The sequence below is a fragment of the Rhizobium sp. N621 genome (assembly GCF_001664325.1).
In the GTDB taxonomy this organism is placed as follows: Bacteria; Pseudomonadota; Alphaproteobacteria; order Rhizobiales; family Rhizobiaceae; genus Rhizobium; species Rhizobium esperanzae.
Window position 1 is genome coordinate 42,281 of sequence record NZ_CP013495.1, and the last position, 17,720, is coordinate 60,000.

20 protein-coding genes (1 of these 20 cut by a window edge) are annotated in these 17,720 nt (G+C 61.2%); 7 read left to right on the forward strand and 13 right to left on the reverse strand.

Going from position 1 to position 17,720, the window contains the following annotated elements; translation table 11 throughout:
• Nucleotides 1–612 carry an alpha-ketoglutarate-dependent dioxygenase AlkB family protein gene (locus AMK00_RS00200; RefSeq protein ID WP_064800154.1) on the forward strand — a complete coding sequence of 204 codons (612 nt, stop codon included), beginning with the start codon at nucleotides 1–3 and terminating at the stop codon, nucleotides 610–612.
• 14 nt (nucleotides 613–626) lie between these two features.
• Here the strand turns inward: AMK00_RS00200 and coaA are convergent, their stop codons facing one another.
• The 9 genes from coaA to hisB are packed head-to-tail and all read right to left on the reverse strand — an operon-like array spanning nucleotide 627 to nucleotide 6,056.
• Nucleotides 627–1,622, reverse strand: coding sequence for a type I pantothenate kinase (coaA, locus tag AMK00_RS00205; RefSeq protein ID WP_064696362.1), 996 nt, complete (start codon nucleotides 1,620–1,622; stop codon nucleotides 627–629).
• Complete coding sequence (locus AMK00_RS00210) at nucleotides 1,619–1,942, reverse strand: phosphoribosyl-ATP diphosphatase (protein WP_064800155.1); 324 nt, start codon at nucleotides 1,940–1,942, stop codon at nucleotides 1,619–1,621. The genes coaA and AMK00_RS00210 overlap by 4 nt, the downstream gene beginning before the upstream one ends.
• 16 nt (nucleotides 1,943–1,958) lie before the next feature.
• Entirely contained in the window at nucleotides 1,959–2,747 is a 789-nt protein-coding gene (hisF, locus tag AMK00_RS00215; RefSeq protein ID WP_064800156.1) for an imidazole glycerol phosphate synthase subunit HisF, read from the reverse strand.
• A complete protein-coding gene (gene hisA / locus AMK00_RS00220) occupies nucleotides 2,747–3,493 on the reverse strand; it encodes a 1-(5-phosphoribosyl)-5-[(5-phosphoribosylamino)methylideneamino]imidazole-4-carboxamide isomerase (RefSeq protein WP_064800157.1) in 747 nt (248 codons plus the stop codon). The genes hisF and hisA overlap by 1 nt, the downstream gene beginning before the upstream one ends.
• A 6-nt stretch (nucleotides 3,494–3,499) precedes the next feature.
• Complete coding sequence (locus AMK00_RS00225) at nucleotides 3,500–4,057, reverse strand: hypothetical protein (RefSeq protein WP_064809168.1); 558 nt, start codon at nucleotides 4,055–4,057, stop codon at nucleotides 3,500–3,502.
• Nucleotides 4,054–4,236: a hypothetical protein gene (locus AMK00_RS00230; protein WP_064800159.1), complete on the reverse strand. Its 183-nt coding sequence runs from the start codon at nucleotides 4,234–4,236 to the stop codon at nucleotides 4,054–4,056. The genes AMK00_RS00225 and AMK00_RS00230 overlap by 4 nt, the downstream gene beginning before the upstream one ends.
• 51 nt (nucleotides 4,237–4,287) lie before the next feature.
• On the reverse strand, nucleotides 4,288–4,938 hold the full coding sequence (hisH, locus tag AMK00_RS00235) for an imidazole glycerol phosphate synthase subunit HisH (RefSeq protein WP_064800160.1): 651 nt from the start codon (nucleotides 4,936–4,938) through the stop codon (nucleotides 4,288–4,290).
• Nucleotides 4,939–4,940: 2 nt separating this feature from the next.
• Nucleotides 4,941–5,426, reverse strand: coding sequence for a DUF2628 domain-containing protein (locus AMK00_RS00240; protein ID WP_064809169.1), 486 nt, complete (start codon nucleotides 5,424–5,426; stop codon nucleotides 4,941–4,943).
• A 21-nt stretch (nucleotides 5,427–5,447) separates the two neighbouring features.
• Nucleotides 5,448–6,056 carry an imidazoleglycerol-phosphate dehydratase HisB gene (hisB, locus tag AMK00_RS00245; RefSeq protein WP_064809170.1) on the reverse strand — a complete coding sequence of 203 codons (609 nt, stop codon included), beginning with the start codon at nucleotides 6,054–6,056 and terminating at the stop codon, nucleotides 5,448–5,450.
• A 177-nt stretch (nucleotides 6,057–6,233) separates the two neighbouring features.
• Between hisB and hslV the strand changes: the two genes are divergently transcribed.
• From hslV to AMK00_RS00270, 5 genes are all read left to right on the forward strand, one after another.
• Nucleotides 6,234–6,761 (forward strand): ATP-dependent protease subunit HslV, encoded by a 528-nt coding sequence (gene hslV, locus AMK00_RS00250; RefSeq protein ID WP_064800163.1) that lies wholly within the window; start codon nucleotides 6,234–6,236, stop codon nucleotides 6,759–6,761.
• Nucleotides 6,762–6,863: 102 nt separating this feature from the next.
• The gene (gene hslU / locus AMK00_RS00255) at nucleotides 6,864–8,171 is read left to right on the forward strand and encodes an ATP-dependent protease ATPase subunit HslU (protein WP_064708200.1); all 1,308 of its coding nucleotides are present in this window, start codon (nucleotides 6,864–6,866) and stop codon (nucleotides 8,169–8,171) included.
• A 188-nt stretch (nucleotides 8,172–8,359) separates the two neighbouring features.
• The gene (locus AMK00_RS00260; protein ID WP_064809171.1) at nucleotides 8,360–9,307 is read left to right on the forward strand and encodes a DUF1402 family protein; all 948 of its coding nucleotides are present in this window, start codon (nucleotides 8,360–8,362) and stop codon (nucleotides 9,305–9,307) included.
• A 48-nt stretch (nucleotides 9,308–9,355) separates the two neighbouring features.
• On the forward strand, nucleotides 9,356–10,768 hold the full coding sequence (locus AMK00_RS00265) for a cytochrome P450 (protein ID WP_064809172.1): 1,413 nt from the start codon (nucleotides 9,356–9,358) through the stop codon (nucleotides 10,766–10,768).
• 85 nt (nucleotides 10,769–10,853) lie between these two features.
• On the forward strand, nucleotides 10,854–13,025 hold the full coding sequence (locus AMK00_RS00270) for a malate synthase G (RefSeq protein WP_064809173.1): 2,172 nt from the start codon (nucleotides 10,854–10,856) through the stop codon (nucleotides 13,023–13,025).
• A 69-nt stretch (nucleotides 13,026–13,094) separates the two neighbouring features.
• Here AMK00_RS00270 and AMK00_RS00275 read toward each other — a convergent pair whose 3' ends face one another.
• A complete protein-coding gene (locus tag AMK00_RS00275) occupies nucleotides 13,095–13,778 on the reverse strand; it encodes a L,D-transpeptidase (protein ID WP_064800167.1) in 684 nt (227 codons plus the stop codon).
• Between the two features lie 179 nt (nucleotides 13,779–13,957).
• Between AMK00_RS00275 and AMK00_RS00280 the strand changes: the two genes are divergently transcribed.
• Nucleotides 13,958–14,452 carry an MmcB family DNA repair protein gene (locus AMK00_RS00280; protein ID WP_011423458.1) on the forward strand — a complete coding sequence of 165 codons (495 nt, stop codon included), beginning with the start codon at nucleotides 13,958–13,960 and terminating at the stop codon, nucleotides 14,450–14,452.
• A 12-nt stretch (nucleotides 14,453–14,464) separates the two neighbouring features.
• Here the strand turns inward: AMK00_RS00280 and AMK00_RS00285 are convergent, their stop codons facing one another.
• The 3 genes from AMK00_RS00285 to hrpB form a co-directional block, all read right to left on the reverse strand.
• Complete coding sequence (locus tag AMK00_RS00285; protein WP_011423459.1) at nucleotides 14,465–15,043, reverse strand: ActR/PrrA/RegA family redox response regulator transcription factor; 579 nt, start codon at nucleotides 15,041–15,043, stop codon at nucleotides 14,465–14,467.
• A gap of 66 nt (nucleotides 15,044–15,109) precedes the next feature.
• Complete coding sequence (locus AMK00_RS00290; RefSeq protein ID WP_064809174.1) at nucleotides 15,110–16,438, reverse strand: ActS/PrrB/RegB family redox-sensitive histidine kinase; 1,329 nt, start codon at nucleotides 16,436–16,438, stop codon at nucleotides 15,110–15,112.
• 21 nt (nucleotides 16,439–16,459) lie between these two features.
• Nucleotides 16,460–17,720, reverse strand: the 3' portion of a protein-coding gene (gene hrpB, locus AMK00_RS00295; RefSeq protein ID WP_064809175.1) for an ATP-dependent helicase HrpB. Its footprint extends 1,205 nt past the window's final position; only the last 1,261 of its 2,466 coding nucleotides appear in the window; its start codon lies beyond the right edge, outside the window; its stop codon occupies nucleotides 16,460–16,462.

Genomic DNA, 17,720 nt, shown 5'->3' on the forward strand with positions numbered 1-17,720 from the left:
ATGCCCGAGCTCCTGAACGGCATCCGCCATCTGCCGGGATATCTCGACCGGACTCGCCAGGAAGCATTGGTCGAGGTGATCCGTGCCGTCGTCGCCGAAGCGCCGCTCTATGTGCCCGCCATGCCCGGCACCGGCAAGCCGATGTCGGTCAGGATGACCAATTGCGGGCCGCTCGGCTGGGTGACGGACAAGGAGCGGGGCTATCGTTATCAGTCGACGCATCCGGCGACCGGCAGGCCCTGGCCTGAGATGCCGAAGCTTTTGCTTGATATCTGGAATGATGTTTCCGGCTATGGGAAGCCGCCGGAGGCCTGCCTCGTCAATTTCTATTCGGACGACGCCCGCATGGGCTTGCATCAGGATAAGGACGAGCAGGATCTGCAGGCGCCGGTCGTCTCGGTCTCGCTCGGCAACAGTTGCCTCTTCCGGGTCGGCGGCCTCAATCGCAATGATAGCACGCTATCCTTCAAGCTTGCGAGCGGCGATCTGGTCGTGCTGGGCGGCGAGGGGAGGCTTTGTTATCATGGCGTCGACCGCATTTACCCCGCGACATCGACGCTGTTGAAGAACGGCGGCCGCATCAATCTGACGCTGCGCCGTGTTCGTCCGTGAAAATTGATCGCCTGCTATAGTTTTCTGAGCGCGACTTGTTCGATCAGATGATCCTTGCCCTTTTTCAGGATGAGATCGGCGCGCGGCCGCGTCGGCAGGATGTTCTGCCGCAGGTTCTTCAGGTTGATGTTCGTCCAGAGATCTTCGGCGATTTCAAGCGCTTCCGCATCGGTGATCGAGGCGTAGCGATGGAAATAGGAGTTGGGATCGCGGAAGGCGGTTTCCCGCAGCCGCATGAAGCGCGTCACATACCAGTTGTGGATCTGGTCTTCCGCGGCATCGATATAGATCGAGAAGTCGAAGAAGTCGGACACCATCGGCACGATCTTGCCGTCGGCCGGCAGGTCGCGCGATTGCAGCACGTTGATGCCTTCGAAGATCAGAATGTCGGGACGGTCGACGATCTTGTATTCGTCCGGCAGCACGTCATAGACGAGATGCGAATAACACGGCGCCTTCACATCGGGCCGCCCGGCCTTGATCGCCGAGAGGAAGCGCAGGATCGCGCCGGTATCGTAGCTTTCCGGGAAACCCTTGCGCTGCATCAGCTTTTCCCGCTGCAGCACCGCGTTCGGGTGGAGGAAGCCGTCCGTAGTGATGAGATCGACCTTCGGGCTGGAAGGCCAGCGGCCCAGGAGCTCCTTCAGGATACGGGCTGTGGTCGATTTTCCCACAGCGACCGAGCCGGCGATGCCGATGACGAAAGGCGTTTTTGTCACATCCGACATGCTGAGAAAGCGGTTGCGCTGGTCGAACAGCATCTGCGAGGATTCGACATGCGACGAGAGCAGGCGCGACAGCGACAGATAGATGCGCCGGACCTCGTCGAGATCGATCGGGTCGCCCATTGAGCGCAGCCGCTTGACCTCGTCGCCGGTCAGCGTCAGCGGCGTGTCGGCGCGGAATTTCGCCCATTGCTCGGAAGAGAAGAAATGGTAGGGCGAATAGGATTCAGACTGGAAGTGATCCAATATCTCCGGCACCCCGATAATCTCAGTCGCGATACTCATGAACTCTGCCGGCTGGCCTTTTCCTTGAGACCGGACTGCGCGGTTCTGCGCTGGAGTTCGGCCATGACATTCTCTAGCGGTATTTCAGCAATCTTCAATACGACCAATAGGTGATAGAGCACATCGGCGGCCTCATAGGTCAGATTGTCGCGATCGCTGGTCACCGCCGCCATCACCGCTTCGATGGCCTCTTCGCCGAGCTTCTTCGCCGCCTTTGGCTGGCCGGCAGCCACGAGTTTGGCTGTCCAGGACTGCTCCGGTGAGGCTTTCGATCGCTCTTCGACGATGCGTTCGAGGTCGGAAAGGGAAAATCCGCTCATTGTCTGCTCTCAGAGTTCAGTCGAGACGCATGTCGATGCCGCACTTCGACATATAGTGCTTCGCTTCGCTGACGGTATAGGTGCCGAAGTGGAAGATCGATGCGGCGAGCACTGCATTGGCATGGCCTTCCTTCACCCCGGCGACGAGATCGTCGAGATCGCCGACACCGCCGGACGCAATGACCGGCACACGCACGGCATCGGCGATCGTCCGCGTGAGCTCCAGGTCGTAGCCGACCTTAGTGCCGTCGCGGTCCATGGAGGTGACCAGCAGTTCGCCGGCCCCACGCGCCACCATCTTCTGCGCGAATTCGACGGCATCGATGCCGGTCGCGTTGCGGCCGCCATGCGTATAGATTTCCCAGGCGCTGAGATTGTCGCCGCCGACCGCTTGCGTGCGCCTGCGCTTGGCGTCGATCGAGACTACGATGCACTGGTCGCCGAACTTGTCGGCCGCCTCGGCGACGAAATCGGGATTGCTGACAGCTGCCGAGTTGATCGACACCTTGTCGGCGCCGCAAAGCAAGAGCTTGCGGATGTCGGCGATGGTTCTGACCCCGCCTCCGACCGTCAGCGGCATGAAGCATTGATCGGCTGTGCGCGACACGACATCGAAAATCGTCTCGCGATTGTCCGAGGAAGCAGTGATGTCGAGGAAACAGAGCTCGTCGGCGCCGGCTGCGTCATAGGCCTTCGCCGCTTCGACCGGATCGCCGGCATCGACGAGATTGAGAAAATTGACGCCCTTGACGACGCGGCCGTCCTTGACGTCGAGGCAGGGAATGACACGGGCCTTGAGGGTCATTACGCAGTCTCCTTGGCCCTGTTGGCCTTGATCAGCGCCAGCGCTTCCTTGGGGTCGATGCGGCCGTCGTAAAGCGCCCGGCCTGAAATCGCCCCTTCCAGCTTCTGCGCGTCGGGCTGCAGCATGCGCTTGATATCTGCGATGGAGGCCAGGCCGCCCGAAGCGATAACGGGAATGGAAACGGTATCGGCGAGTTCCAGCGTCGAGCTCCAGTTGATGCCGGTCAGGATGCCGTCGCGGTCGATATCGGTGTAGATGATCGCGGCAACGCCGGCGCCCTCGAATTTCCTGGCAAGCTCGATGATGCCGAGTTCGGAAGCCTCCGCCCAGCCCTCGACCGCCACCTTGCCGCCCTTGGCATCGATGCCGACGGCGACTTGGCCGGGGAACTTCCGGCAGGCCTCGATGACCAGCTCAGGATTTCTGACGGCGACGGTGCCGAGGATGACCCGCCGCAGCCCGCGCGACAGCCAGGCTTCGATGTGGTCGAGCGTGCGGATGCCGCCGCCGAGCTGCACCGGATTCTTCGTCGCCTTCAGGATCGCCTCGACGGCATCGCCATTGGCCGAATGTCCCGCGAAGGCGCCGTCGAGGTCGACCACGTGCAGCCATTCGAAACCCTGGTCTTCGAAGGACTTCGCCTGGGCGGCCGGGTCGGTGTTGTAAACCGTCGCCTGTTGCATGTCGCCGAGCTTGAGACGAACGCATTGGCCGCCCTTCAGATCGATCGCGGGAAAAAGGATCATGTCGTCTTACGTCCGTAGAGTGATCGCTGCCATCAGCGCATTCCACGCATCTACGATATCCGAGCGGAAAAAGACAGCGGCAATGGCGGCTGCGCTCAAAAGCAGCAGAAGCAGAAGGATGACGATGAAGCCGGCACGCACCTGGCGCCAGAAGCCGAGGCGCTTCTTCACCGATGTCTCGATCTCGCGCGCCCGCCGCAGCGCGTCGCTGTTGATGGCGGCGAGCCGGATTTCGGGCTCCATCGCCTCCACATAGGTCTCGGCATAGCTCGAAAGAATCTGCGAGGCGCGATCGCGCAGCGTATTGCGCAGGTCGGTGGAGAGATAGTTGCTGGAAACGGCGGCAAGCTCGGCCTCATTGGGCGAACGGCCGGCATTCCGCTTGCGATAGCTGACGACGAAATCGCGCTTTTGCCGCTCGTAAAGGGCATAGGCAAGCAGGCCGATCAGATCGTCTTCGCCTTCGATATAGAATTCCAGCACGGCTTCGGTGATATCATTTGCATTGATCCCATTGGCGCGCAGCTGCGAATTCTCGTTGCCGGCAAGGAATTCGTGGATCATCGGTCCAGCCTTTCTTTCAATGCCTTGGCCGCGTTGGAAAGCGCTCTTTTATGGAGGGCTTCGTCGACGCGGCGAATGATCGTCCCGTCGGGAAGCCGGATATCCGAGAAGGGAGGCAGAGCCTCCCTGGAGGGCCGCAGCATATAGAACACCTTGCCTGATTTCCGCCAAGCCGGCATCGAGTGCACTCCTGTTCCGCCTTTCCATAAAGAGGAAATAAGGCGGAGGTATTACGGATTCCAGCGCAGGAAATTGGCGATCAGGGCGAGGCCGAGCTTCTGGCTCTTTTCCGGGTGAAACTGGGCGCCCACCATGTTGTCGCGCCCGACGAGGGCGGTCATCGACCCGCCATAATCGACGGTCGCAATGACATCCTCGGGGTTTTGGGCGGCAAGATGATAGGAATGCACGAAATAGGCGTGCAGTCCCTGCGGCCCGGTGGGAATGCCGTCGAACAGCGGATGTTCGCGCTTCAGGTCGAGCGTGTTCCAGCCGATCTGCGGAATTTTCAAGGCGGGATCGCCAGGTGTCATCTCGATGACGTCGCCTGGGATCCAGCCGAAGCCGTGTGTCACGGTCTTCTCCAGACCACGCGACGACATGAGCTGCATGCCGACGCAGATGCCGAGGAAAGGCCGCGCCTTGTTCTCGACAGCCTCGATCAGCATGTCGCTCATCCCGGGCACGGCGTCCAGTCCGCGCCGGCAATCGGCGTATGCGCCGACGCCGGGCAGCACGATACGATCGGCCGCAGCAACGTCCTCCGCCTTATCAGTGAGATCGATGTGGGCATCGATGCCCGCCTCGCGCGCGGCACGTTCGAATGCCTTGGTCGCCGAACGAAGGTTGCCGGAACCGTAGTCGATAATCGCGACGCGCATCGTCAGCGTCCTCCATCAAAACCAAAGAGACCAAGCGATGTGGCCTGGCCACGCGGGCTGTTTGCACCGGGCTTGGTCTGCCAGTCCGGTGCGACCGTGTCTTCACTCGCCGCAGGGACCGTCTTGTCAGCAAAATAGACCTGCTCGGCAATATCGAGCTTATCGGCTGCAATGAGGGCGTCCTCATTCCAGCCCTTGGCGGCAAGGTTGCGGCTGCGGAAATTCTGGCCCTCGAGACCGACCATTATATTCACGCCCAGCATGATCGCCGCGCCCGCCGGCCCCAGACCGGGTTCGTCCATCAGTGCGCCGCCGATTCCCTGCAAGAGAAACGCCGCGGCCGCATGCAGCCATAGCCGGTGCACCAGCAGCCAAACCCATGGAAACAGGAAGCCGAGCCAGGTGAAGCCGTCGCGAATCGTGCGCACCTCATCGGTCGCTACGCTCGCCCCGCCGGGCGGTGTCAGGAAAATGTAGCTTGAGGTCATTGTCGCCGCTCCCTGAGGGGCTCAGACGAGCGTGCCCTTCGTTGAGGGAACACGGCCCGCCTGTCTCGCATCGATCTCTGTCGCTGCGCGCAATGCGCGGGCGACCGCCTTGAAGCATGTCTCGGCAATATGGTGGTTGTTGGCGCCATAATGGTTGAGAATATGTAAGGTGATGCCGGCGTTCTGAGCGAGCGCCTGGAAGAATTCGCGCACGAGTTCCGTGTCGAAGGTGCCGATCTTCGGCGCGCTGAAGGCGACATTCCAGACGAGGAAGGGACGACCCGAAAGATCGACCGCAGCCTTGGTCATCGTCTCGTCCATGGCGAGATCGATCGAAGCATAGCGTGTGATGCCCCGGCGGTCGCCGAGCGCTCTCGAGATCGCCTGACCGATCGCAATGCCGGTATCTTCGACTGTATGATGATCGTCGATATGCAGGTCGCCCTTGGCGTCGATTTCCATGTCGATGAGGGAATGCCGCGAAAGCTGGTCGAGCATATGGTCGAAGAAGCCGACGCCGGTCGAAATCTTCGATTTGCCGGTGCCGTCGAGATTAACGGAAACGGAAATCGAGGTCTCGTTGGTCTTGCGGGAAACGCTGCCCGTGCGGCTTGCTGCGGTCTCGGCCATGTGGCCCTCCATCGGAATAAGGCCGTTCCTTATCAGGCGCATCGGCAAATATCCAGAAGCCGGGCAGGAGAAAAGCCCGCCCATTTGCAATCGGCTCCGGCCTGCTTACATAGGGTTCAACAAGGGCCGGTTTGCGGTCTCGTGTAAAGGCCCGCGTCATGGGCAGACAGGTGTTTTATGACAACAATCATTACAGTTCGAAAAGGCGGCAAGGTGGTGATGGCGGGCGATGGCCAGGTGAGCCTCGGCCAGACCGTCATGAAGGGCAATGCCCGCAAGGTGCGGCGCATCGGCAAGGGCGAGGTGATCGCCGGTTTCGCCGGCGCCACGGCGGACGCCTTCACTCTGCTCGAAAGACTTGAAAAGAAGCTGGAGCAATATCCCGGCCAGCTGATGCGCGCCGCCGTCGAGCTCGCCAAGGACTGGCGCACCGACAAATACCTGCGTAATCTCGAAGCCATGATGCTCGTCGCCGACAAATCGATCACGCTGGCAATCACCGGCAACGGCGATGTTCTGGAGCCCGAACATGGCACGACGGCGATCGGTTCTGGCGGCAATTTTGCCTTCGCCGCCGCCCGTGCACTGATGGATACCGACAAATCGGCCGAAGAGATCGCCCGGCGCGCCCTCGATATCGCCGCCGACATCTGCGTCTACACCAACCACAATATCGTGGTGGAACTGCTGGACGTCGAAAGCTGAATCCCGGGCCTTCCGGCTGCTGCCGCGGATGACCTGCCGCGACGAAACAACGAATTGCGGCCGGGCGCCGATGGCTCCGGACCGCCAGGAGAATGATACGCAATGACGACCTTTTCCCCCCGCGAGATCGTTTCCGAACTCGATCGCTACATCATCGGCCAGCATGATGCCAAACGCGCCGTCGCAATTGCGCTACGCAATCGCTGGCGTCGCCAGCAGCTCGACCCGAGCCTGCGCGACGAAGTCATGCCAAAAAACATCCTGATGATCGGCCCGACCGGTGTCGGTAAGACGGAGATTTCCCGCCGTCTGGCAAAACTCGCCGGCGCGCCTTTCATCAAGGTAGAAGCCACCAAGTTCACCGAAGTCGGTTATGTCGGCCGTGATGTCGAGCAGATCATCCGCGATCTGGTCGAGGTCGGTATCGGCCTGGTGCGCGAGAAGAAGCGGGCCGAGGTGCAGGCCAAGGCGCATGTGAGCGCCGAGGAACGCGTGCTCGACGCGCTGGTCGGCACCACCGCTTCACCGGCCACCCGCGAAAGTTTCCGCAAGAAGCTCAGAGACGGCGAGCTCGACGACAAGGAAATCGACATCGAGGTGGCCGATGCCGGTTCCGGCATGGGCGGCTTCGAAATACCCGGCATGCCGGGCGCCAATATCGGCGTGCTCAACCTGTCGGAAATGTTCGGCAAGGCGATGGGCGGCCGCACCAAGAAGGTCCGCACGACGGTCAAGGCTTCCTATACCGATCTGATCCGCGATGAATCCGATAAGCTGATCGACAACGAGGTGATCCAGCGCGAGGCCGTCCGCTCTACCGAAAACGACGGCATCGTCTTCCTCGACGAGATCGACAAGATCGCCGCCCGCGACGGCGGCATGGGCGCCGGCGTTTCGCGCGAAGGTGTCCAGCGCGATCTCCTGCCACTCGTCGAAGGCACGACGGTTTCGACCAAATACGGGCCTGTGAAGACGGACCATATCCTCTTCATCGCCTCCGGCGCCTTCCATGTTTCCAAACCCTCGGATCTCTTGCCGGAGCTGCAGGGTCGCCTGCCGATCCGCGTCGAGTTGCGTCCGCTGAACAAGGAGGACTTCCGCCGGATCCTGACGGAAACCGAAGCAAGCCTCATCCGCCAGTATAGGGCGTTGATGGAAACCGAAAATCTGAACCTCGATTTCACCGAGGACGCGATCGATGCCCTCGCCGATGTCGCCGTGCACTTGAACTCCTCGGTCGAGAATATCGGCGCACGCCGGCTGCAGACGGTGATGGAGCGGGTGTTGGACGATATTTCCTACAATGCGCCCGATCGGGCCGGGGCAGCCATCACGATCGATGCAGCCTATGTGCGCGAACATGTCGGCGATCTCGCGCAGAATACCGACCTGTCACGCTTCATCCTGTGATATCGACGCACCGGTTCATGGCTTTACCGATGTGAATGCCGCATTCTGTTGACCTCGACTATCGACAGCGGGCCTTTTCCTTTTTAGTGAAGGCCCGTTTTGTTTTTCGCCGCGGCTTTATTCGGCCAAGATTCTGGTCCAGTCAGCCGCATCGCGAACAGGACGATGAACGGACGGGATAGCGGATCGTGCGACGCCTTTTGACAAGCCTTTTGATTGCCGTTGCCCTGGTGAATTCGGCACCTGCCTTCGCCATGCAGACGGTGCCGGCCGGCAATCGCCATGCTGAGCAGCCCGATATTCCCGGCGCGTCCGTCCGCCGCACCAAGGGCACCAAGAGCAGCTTCGATCTGAAATATGAGAAGGTCCATGAGCTTCTCGCGACCGATCGCGAGCTGATGGCCAAGATCCGCAAGGTTTCCAGCGCTTACGGCATCAATCCTATCCATGTCATCGGCGCGATCGTCGGCGAACATACTTATAATGTCGACGCCTACGACCGGCTGCAGGCCTATTATGTCAAGGCGGCCTCCTATGCCGGGGAAAGTTTCCGCTTCGCCTATGACGGCGAAAACGTCGATGATTTCGTGGCGCGGCCGCAATTTGCGCAGTGCAAGGGCAAGAATGATTCCTACACGCTCTGGTCCTGCCGCGAAGATGTCTGGGAAAGCGATTTCCGCGGCAAGACGGTGGGCGGCGAGAGCTTCCCCAACAACCGCTTCAGCGCGGTCTTCTTCCAGCCCTTTTACGCCGGCCAGACCTTCGGCCTCGGCCAGGTCAATCCCCTGACGGCGCTGATGCTTTCCGATCTCGTCAGCCGCATCTCCGGCTATCCGAAGCTGAGCGAGAAGAATGCCGGCGACGTCTATAAGGCGATCATGGATCCCGACATCTCGCTCGCCTTCGTCGCGGCCTCGATCCGCCGGTCGATCGATGATTACAAGGAGATTGCCGGCATGGACATCTCAGGCAACCCCGGCCTGACGGCGACGCTTTACAATGTCGGCAACTCACGCCAGCGTGCCGCAGCCCTGGCTGCGAAAAACCGCTCTTCCGGCGCGACCGTTTGGCCCGAAGAGAATTATTACGGCTGGCTGATCAACGACAAGCTGGACGAACTCAAGGGCCTGCTCTAGCTTCAAGCTTGCCGGGAAGGCGTCGCTCTTCCCTGAAAGGCTTTGACGATGGACATGCGTCCGGACCCCTTCGTTCCGCCGGCACCGCTGCCGCGCACCGTGCCCCCGAGCCGGCTGGATATCATCCGAATCATCCTGCGCAACCCGCTCGAACTCTGGGGCGAGCCTTCTTATACTTTGCCCTGGATCAAGACGAGTTTCTTCGGGCAACACACCCTCATCGTCAACGATCCCGGCTTGATCAAGCACGTACTGGTCGACAACGCCGCCAATTACCGCATGTCCGACATTCGCCAGTTGGTGCTGCGGCCGATCCTGCGTGATGGGTTGTTGACGGCGGAAGGCCAGGTCTGGAAGCGATCGCGAAAGGCGGTCGCGCCGGTCTTCACGCCGCGCCACGCCAAAGGTTTTGCCGGCCAGATGCTGCGGCAATCGGAAGATTTCGTCCGCAAATACGAGAACGTCGATGCGGCTGGCCAGGTCTTCGATATCGCCAGCGACATGACCGATCTGACCTTTGCTATTCTTGCCGAGACGCTCTTTTCCGGCGAAATCGTCTCGTCGAGCGGTCATTTCGCCGACGACGTCAATCAGCTTCTCCACCGCATGGGCCGCATCGACCCGATGGACCTGCTGCGCGCGCCCGCCTGGGTGCCGCGTCTCACCCGTATTGGCGGTCAGAAGGTGCTGGAAAAATTCAGGGCGATCGTTCGCGACACCATGGATATGCGTCTGGCGAAGATGAAGGCCGATCGCGCCGCCGCACCGGAAGATTTTCTGACGCTGCTCCTGGAACAGGCAGGTCCGGATGGCCTGACCAAGGAGGAGATCGAGGACAATATCCTGACTTTCATCGGCGCCGGGCACGAGACGACGGCACGTGCGCTTGCCTGGACGCTCTATTGTGTGGCCAACAGCCCGCATATTCGCGAGGCGATGGAGACGGAAATCGACGCTGTTCTTGCAACCGGCGCCGAACCGGTGGAATGGCTGGATCTGATGCCGGTGACGCGGGCGGCCTTTGAAGAAGCTCTCAGGCTTTATCCGCCCGCACCTTCCATCAATCGCGCCGCGATCGCCGATGACCTCTGGATAAACGCCAAAGGCGAAAAGGTCGAAATACCGGCCGACATCACCGTGCTCATCATGCCTTGGACGCTGCATCGCCACGAACTTTATTGGGAAAAGCCGCGCGCCTATATGCCGGAGCGCTTCCTGCCGGGAAACCGCGGCAGCATCGGTCGCTTCCAGTTTCTGCCATTCGGCGCCGGCCCGCGCGTCTGCATCGGCGCGACCTTCGCGCTGCAGGAGGCGGTGATCGCACTGGCCGTGATGATGCACCGATTCCGTTTCGATCAGACAGCAACCACCAATCCCTGGCCGGTGCAGAAACTGACGACTCAGCCTCAGAACGGGCTTCCCATGCGCGTGACGTCGCGCATAATTTCCCGAACGGCATAAATCTTTCGAACTATTGCGGAATTGACTGTGAATGAAAGCCGGGCAAAGTGGCAGCATTCACAGGCGTTGCCAGGGAGAATATCGCATGAGCCGCATTGATAAGAACGGTCTTGCCATCGAAACCGTCCTTCACGATTTCCTGACGCAGGAGGTTCTGCCGGGTCTGGCGATCGATGCGGACAGGTTCTTTGCCGATTTTTCGGCGATCGTCCACGATCTCGCCCCGCGCAATCGCGCGCTGCTCGCCAAACGCGACGAGCTGCAGACGAAGATCGATGACTGGTATGGCCAGCATGGCGCCCCGGTGGATATGGACGAATATCAGTCCTTTCTCCGCAGCATCGGCTACCTTCTGCCGGAAGGATCGGACTTCCAGGTCTCGACCGGAAAGGTCGATCCAGAGATCGCCTCGATCGCCGGTCCGCAGCTCGTCGTTCCCGTGATGAATGCGCGTTACGCCCTGAACGCCGCCAATGCCCGCTGGGGCTCGCTTTATGACGCGCTCTACGGCACCGACGCCATTCCCGAGAGCGACGGCGCCGAGAAGGGCAAGGGCTACAATCCGAAGCGCGGCGAAAAGGTCATCGCCTGGGTGCGTGATTTCCTGGATACGGCGGCGCCGCTCCAGGACAGCCGCTGGAAGGATGTCGGCAGCTTCGCCGTCAAGGACGGAACGCTCGTCGTCAGATCGGTCGACGGCGAGCAGACAATGCTCGGGGATGGCGGGCATTTTGCCGGCTATCGCGGTGAGGCCGCGGCGCCGACCCGCATTCTCCTGAAGAATAACGGCATTCATATCGATATCGTCATCGACCCGACAACGGCGATCGGCAAGGCCGATCCGGCCCATATTTCCGATGTCTGGCTGGAATCGGCGATCACCACGATCATGGACTGCGAGGATTCGATTGCCGCCGTCGATGCTGAAGATAAGGTCGTCGTCTATCGCAACTGGCTCGGCCTGATGAAGGGCGATCTGCAGGAAGAGGTGGCAAAGGGCGGAACGACCTTCATCCGCGAGCTCAGCCCGGATCTGGACTATAACGGCCCGGATGGCGCTTCGTTCGAGGTGCATCGCCGTTCGTTGATGCTGGTGCGCAATGTCGGCCACCTCATGACCAATCCCGCGATCCTCGACAAGGACGGCGACGAAGTGCCTGAGGGCATCATGGATGCCGTCATCACCGCTCTGATCGCGCTTTACGATATCGGTCCCGCCGGCCGGAAGAAGAATTCCCGCACCGGCTCTATGTATGTGGTCAAGCCGAAGATGCATGGACCAGAAGAGGTCGCCTTCGCCGTCGAGATTTTCTCCCGGGTCGAAGATGCGCTCGGCATGGCGCGCAACACCATCAAGATGGGCATCATGGACGAGGAGCGGCGCACGACGGTCAACCTCAAGGAGTGCATTCGTGCCGCCCGCGAGCGCGTCGTCTTCATCAACACCGGTTTCCTCGACCGCACCGGCGACGAGATCCATACTTCGATGGAAGCCGGTCCGATGATTCGCAAGGGCGATATGCGCCAGGCAGCGTGGATATCGGCCTATGAGAACTGGAACGTTGATATCGGTCTGGAATGCGGCCTCTCCGGCCATGCGCAGATCGGTAAGGGCATGTGGGCGATGCCGGACCTGATGGCGGCGATGCTGGAACAGAAGATCGCCCACCCCAAGGCCGGCGCCAATACCGCCTGGGTGCCTTCGCCGACGGCTGCAACCCTGCATGCCACCCATTATCACCGCGTCAATGTCGCCCGGGTTCAACAGGGGCTGAAGGACCGGGCCCGCGCCAAACTGTCAGACATTCTCTCCGTGCCGGTTGCGGTGCGGCCGAACTGGACTCCGGAGGAAATCCAGCGAGAGCTCGACAACAATGCCCAGGGTATCCTCGGCTATGTCGTGCGCTGGATCGATCAGGGTGTCGGCTGCTCGAAAGTGCCCGACATCAACAATATCGGCCTGATGGAGGATCGCGCGACCTTGCGCATTTCGGCCCAGCACATGGCGAATTGGCTGCATCATAAGGTCGTCACCGAAGCTCAGATCGTCGAAACGATGAAACGCATGGCTGCCATCGTCGATCGGCAGAACGAGTCGGATCCGGCCTACCGGCCAATGGCCGGCAATTTCGATGATTCGGTCGCCTTCCAGGCCGCCCTCGATCTCGTCCTCAAGGGCAGGGAGCAACCGAACGGCTATACGGAACCGGTGCTTCACCGCCGCCGCCTTGAGCTCAAGGCGAAACAATCGGGGTGACCGAGAATACGAAAAGGCCGCCGGGACGACAGTCCGGCGGCCTTTTTTATACCGAATTCGGTATCTAGCCTACTGGATGACGATGACCTTGGAGGTCCCCTTGCCGGGACGGACGCGGCTGTAGAGGTCGATGACGTCCTGGTTCATCAGGCGAATGCAGCCCGAGGAAGCGGCGGTGCCGATCGAAGCCCATTCCGGCGTGCCGTGCAGGCGGAACAGGGTGTCCTTGCCGTCGTCGTTGAAGAGATACATGGCGCGCGCGCCGAGAGGATTGCTGAGGCCGGGGCCCATACCGTCTTCGACGTATTTGGCGACGTCGGGGCGGCGTTCAGCCATTTCCTTCGGCGGGTGCCAGGTCGGCCATTCCTGCTTCCAGGCGACGTAGGCAGTGCCGGCCCATGCGAAGCCCTGCTTGCCGACGCCGATGCCGTAGCGCATCGCCTTGCCGTTCGGCAGGATGTAATAGAGGAAACGCTCGCGCGTATTGACGATGATGGTGCCTGGACGCTCGGTGGTCTGGTAGCTGACCACCTGGCGGCGGAACTGCGGCTTCACCCTGTCGATTGGGATCGCCGGCAGGGAATATCCGGCATCCTTCGTCACGCCATAGGCGTCGTTGAAGATTTGAGCTGTCTGTACCGTCGGGCCTGCGCCCTTGTCGTCGACGGATGCGCTTTCGGAATTGGTGGAGCAGCCGGCCAGTGCGAGCGTCGTCAGCAGGCCAAATACAGGGAATGCATTGCGGATGCGCATAGTTAACTCTTGAAGTTTTTGGGCGAGGAGAACAGTCTTTCGACCATCGTTGATTATGGTTTATTTTCGATTAACTTGCGCTTGGCAAGACTGCTGCAGCGCGAGGAATCCGTCTGCCGCGCAAATTAAAAGCGCATGGTTTTTTTGCAACAACAGGCCAGCCCGCGGGATGGTTATCCATGACGATTTTGAGCGTTTACAATAACAATCCGTTAATCGATGGCCGGCAATCGGACAGGGCCATGATGGTGCGGCGCGGAACGCAGATATTGCTGCACGAAATGCGCCATGCCGTGCTGCCGGAACTACCGCTCGCCAGCGGCCGCCGCGCCGATCTGATCACGCTTTCGGAAAAGGGCGAAGTCTGGATTATCGAAATCAAGACATCGATCGAGGATTTCAGGGTGGATCGCAAATGGCCGGAATACAGGCTGCATTGCGACCGCCTGTTCTTTGCGACTCATGAAGGTGTGCCGCTCGACATCTTTCCGGAGGAATGCGGGCTCTTCCTCTCGGATGGCTATGGCGCCCACATGATTCGCGAAGCGCCGGAGCACCGCATGGCGCCGGCCACGCGCAAATCCGTCACGCTCAGTTTCTCGCGTGCCGCCGCGCAAAGGCTGATGATGGCCGAATGGGCGAACGGAAAACCGTTCACCGTGGATGATGTCTGATGAAGGTTTCGTCTATTTCGGCGCGCGTTTGGCAAGGATGCGCTGCAGCGTTCGCCGGTGCATATTGAGCCGGCGTGCCGTTTCCGAGACGTTGCGCTCACACATTTCATAGACCCGCTGGATGTGTTCCCAGCGCACGCGGTCGGCCGACATCGGATTCTCCGGAAGTTCCGCCTTTTCGCCCGGCCGTTGCGTCAGCGCCGAAAAGACGTCGTCGGCATCCGCAGGCTTGGCCAGATAATCGACGGCTCCGAGTTTTACCGCCGTCACCGCCGTTGCGATATTGCCGTAGCCGGTCAGCACGATGATCCGCGTGTCGTCGCGCCGCTGGCGGATCGCTTCGATGACGTCGAGGCCATTACCGTCGCCGAGCCGGAGGTCAACCACCGCATATTTCGGCGGCCTGCCTTTCGATTTCGCAACGCCTTCCGCCACGGACTCAGCCGTTTCCACCTGAAAGCCGCGCGTCTCCATCGCCCTTGCGAGACGGCGCAGGAATGGCCCGTCGTCATCGACGATCAGCAGGCTGGCGTCGGGACCGATATGATCCTCATCCGACGCGGCGAAATTTCCTTGATTCTGTTCTGTCATCGTCTCGAGTCCCGACGGTCGAACGCCCGATCTTGGTCAACCGTTTTTCTACTTATGCCGATAAAGTCATTTTGTCGAATTTGCGTCGATCAGCATCCGTGGCCATTCGATGCGGATGCGCGCGCCGGCTCTTTCCGGCTCGCGGTTCTCGAAAACCAGCGATGCGCCGGAACGCTCCAGCAGCGTCTTGGCGATGAAAAGGCCGAGCCCGAGGCCGCCGGCAGTATCTTCCTTCTGTCGCTTGGTCACATAGGGCTCGCCGATTCGTGTCAGAATGTCAGGCGAATAACCGTTGCCGTCGTCCTCGATGACGATCAGCACTTTGTCGTGATCGTGCTCGACGGTGATGGTCACTTTTTCCCTGGCATAATCGACGGCATTTTCGATGAGGTTTCCGAGTCCGTACATGATGCCGGCATTGCGGTCGGTGACCGGCTCGCTTTTGCGTGGGCTTTTTTCGATAAGCTCGAGCGTGATGCCGAATTCCCGGTGCGGCGCGACGACCTCTTCGATCATCGAGGAAAGCGGCAGCCGGCGCATATGCGCCTCGCCTTCCGAGGAGAGCGTCGTCAGCCGCCGCAGAATGTCACGGCAGCGTTCGCTCTGGCTCCGCAACAGCATGACATCCTCGCGAAAGCGATCATCGTCCTTGAGCTCGCGCTCCATTTCCTTGGCGACGACGCTGATCGTGGCAAGCGGCGTGCCGAGTTCATGAGCAGCGGCGGCAGCCAGGCCGTCAAGCTGCGAGAGATGCTTTTCCCGCTGCAGCACCAGTTCGGTCGCGGCCAGCGCATCGGCAAGCTGGCTTGCTTCCATCGAGACGCGATAGGCATAGAAGGCGGCAAAGGCCATGGTCGAGGCGATCGAGCACCAGACGCCGAACTGCATGACGTTGTGGACATTGATCTCGACCCCGTCGAACCAGGGCAGCGGGAAAGGCGAAAAGGCAAGCACTGTAATGCAGACCATCGCAAAGCCGATCAGCGCCGTGCTGTAGCGGATCGGCTGTGAGGCAAAGGAGATGATAACGGGCACGCAGACGAGTGCGGCGAAGGGATTGGCGAGGCCGCCGGTGATGAAGAGCAGCGCGCAGAGCTGCAGGAGATCGAAGCCAAGCAAAGCGAAGGCGGCCGGCGGCGCCAGCCGGTGCGTCGGCGGATAGCGGATCGTCAGGTAGAAATTCACCCAGGCAAGGGCGGCGATCAGCGAAGAGCTGGCGATCAGCGGCAAGGGAAATTTCAGCCAGAAGGCGACGATGAACACCGTCAGCGCCTGGCCGCCGACGGCAAGCCAGCGCAGCCGCACCAGCGTCTGCAGCCGCAGTCTGCGGCTGCTGTGCCGGTCTTCCAGCGTATGGCTTTGCGTCTTGTCGATCACGCCGGGCTTGTCGATCATGCCGGGGCTCCTTGATGGCTCTCATGTACCACGTGGTTTTGCCCGTGTCGTCGGTAACGCCTCTTCCGGCCGCTCCGGCCAGGGATGGCGCGGATAGCGTCCACGCATCTCGGCGCGTACGTCCTTCCACGAGCCCGCCCAGAAACCGGGCAGGTCGCGCGTCGTCTGGATCGGCCGGTGCGCCGGCGACGTCAGCTCCAGGAGCAGCGGCAGGCGGCCTCCGGCGACCGCTGGATGCTGTTTGAGCCCGAACAACTCCTGCACCCGGATCGTCAAGATGGGCTCCTCGCCCTCATATTGGATAGGATGTCTTTGACCGGTCGGCGCCTCGAAATGCGTCGGCGCAAGCCGGCTAAGATCGCGCTGCAGCTCGTGCGGCACCAGCGACATCAGCCCGTTCGTGAGTCCTGCCGCAGAAATCTCGGAGAGGCTGCGGGCGTCTTCCTGGAAGGGAGCGAACCATTCCTCCAGCCGGGAAAGCAGAGCATCGTCGCTGACATCGGGCCAGGGATCACCGATCGTCCGATGAAGGAAACCGATCCGTTCGCGAAGCTGCAGGGCCTCCTTCGAGAAGGCGAGCTGATCGAGCCCCAGTTCGCGCACGCCCTCCATCAGCGCCTGAGTGATGGCGGCCCCGGAAGGACGCGGCAACGGCGTCTCTTCGAAGACGATCGCGCCGAGCCGGGTTGCCCGCCGCGCCCGCACCTGCCGGCTTTGCCGGTCGAAGAATGTCTGGTCATCGGTTCTGATCTCGCCAGGCAGTTCGGCTTCGATATCCGCACGAGTCACTTCGGCCGCCGCCAGAATCCGCCCCTGTGCCGCGCGTCCGGTGAGATCGGCGATGACGAGCATCTGGCTGCCGGCGAGCCTCTCGGTTTCCGGCAGTTCCGCTCCCCGCCCGTTCGCCATCACGAATCGCCCGCGCCCGCCGCGCTGAAGCGCGATCCGATCCGGGAAGGCATGCAGCAGAAGCTGACCCGCCAGTACAGGTGCGGCCCTGGTGACGGTATCGAGGCCGGCAGCCAGCCGCCCCGCCAGCCGCCGCGAGGCATCGGCTCTTTCGCCGCGCTCAGCCTTGAAGCGCCGCAGCCGGTCCTCAATGTCGATGCTCGGTCCGCCAAGCCCCTGTTCGGTCAGGAGCACGGCAATCATCGCCGCCTCCCGGGCATGGCCCGATTCGCCTGATGAGACGACCATGGCGGCAAGCCGCGCCGGCAGAGCGAGATCGCGCATCATCTTGCCGCGGACGGTTAACGCGCCATCCTTGTCGAGCGCTCCCAGT

What these genes read in the sequence shown, in the direction of transcription:
- hslU (WP_064708200.1), top strand. Translation starts at nt 6,864, where the DNA reads ATGACGACCTTTTCCCCCCGCGAGATCGTTTCCGAACTCGATCGCTAC.
- AMK00_RS00230 (WP_064800159.1), bottom strand. Translation starts at nt 4,236, where the DNA reads ATGCCGGCTTGGCGGAAATCAGGCAAGGTGTTCTATATGCTGCGGCCC.
- AMK00_RS00210 (WP_064800155.1), bottom strand. Translation starts at nt 1,942, where the DNA reads ATGAGCGGATTTTCCCTTTCCGACCTCGAACGCATCGTCGAAGAGCGA.
- AMK00_RS00280 (WP_011423458.1), top strand. Translation starts at nt 13,958, where the DNA reads ATGACGATTTTGAGCGTTTACAATAACAATCCGTTAATCGATGGCCGG.
- AMK00_RS00265 (WP_064809172.1), top strand. Translation starts at nt 9,356, where the DNA reads ATGGACATGCGTCCGGACCCCTTCGTTCCGCCGGCACCGCTGCCGCGC.
- AMK00_RS00270 (WP_064809173.1), top strand. Translation starts at nt 10,854, where the DNA reads ATGAGCCGCATTGATAAGAACGGTCTTGCCATCGAAACCGTCCTTCAC.
- AMK00_RS00240 (WP_064809169.1), bottom strand. Translation starts at nt 5,426, where the DNA reads ATGACCTCAAGCTACATTTTCCTGACACCGCCCGGCGGGGCGAGCGTA.
- coaA (WP_064696362.1), bottom strand. Translation starts at nt 1,622, where the DNA reads ATGAGTATCGCGACTGAGATTATCGGGGTGCCGGAGATATTGGATCAC.
- hslV (WP_064800163.1), top strand. Translation starts at nt 6,234, where the DNA reads ATGACAACAATCATTACAGTTCGAAAAGGCGGCAAGGTGGTGATGGCG.
- AMK00_RS00285 (WP_011423459.1), bottom strand. Translation starts at nt 15,043, where the DNA reads ATGACAGAACAGAATCAAGGAAATTTCGCCGCGTCGGATGAGGATCAT.
- hisA (WP_064800157.1), bottom strand. Translation starts at nt 3,493, where the DNA reads ATGATCCTTTTTCCCGCGATCGATCTGAAGGGCGGCCAATGCGTTCGT.
- hisF (WP_064800156.1), bottom strand. Translation starts at nt 2,747, where the DNA reads ATGACCCTCAAGGCCCGTGTCATTCCCTGCCTCGACGTCAAGGACGGC.
- hisH (WP_064800160.1), bottom strand. Translation starts at nt 4,938, where the DNA reads ATGCGCGTCGCGATTATCGACTACGGTTCCGGCAACCTTCGTTCGGCG.
- AMK00_RS00275 (WP_064800167.1), bottom strand. Translation starts at nt 13,778, where the DNA reads ATGCGCATCCGCAATGCATTCCCTGTATTTGGCCTGCTGACGACGCTC.
- AMK00_RS00225 (WP_064809168.1), bottom strand. Translation starts at nt 4,057, where the DNA reads ATGATCCACGAATTCCTTGCCGGCAACGAGAATTCGCAGCTGCGCGCC.
- AMK00_RS00200 (WP_064800154.1), top strand. Translation starts at nt 1, where the DNA reads ATGCCCGAGCTCCTGAACGGCATCCGCCATCTGCCGGGATATCTCGAC.
- AMK00_RS00290 (WP_064809174.1), bottom strand. Translation starts at nt 16,438, where the DNA reads ATGATCGACAAGCCCGGCGTGATCGACAAGACGCAAAGCCATACGCTG.
- hisB (WP_064809170.1), bottom strand. Translation starts at nt 6,056, where the DNA reads ATGGCCGAGACCGCAGCAAGCCGCACGGGCAGCGTTTCCCGCAAGACC.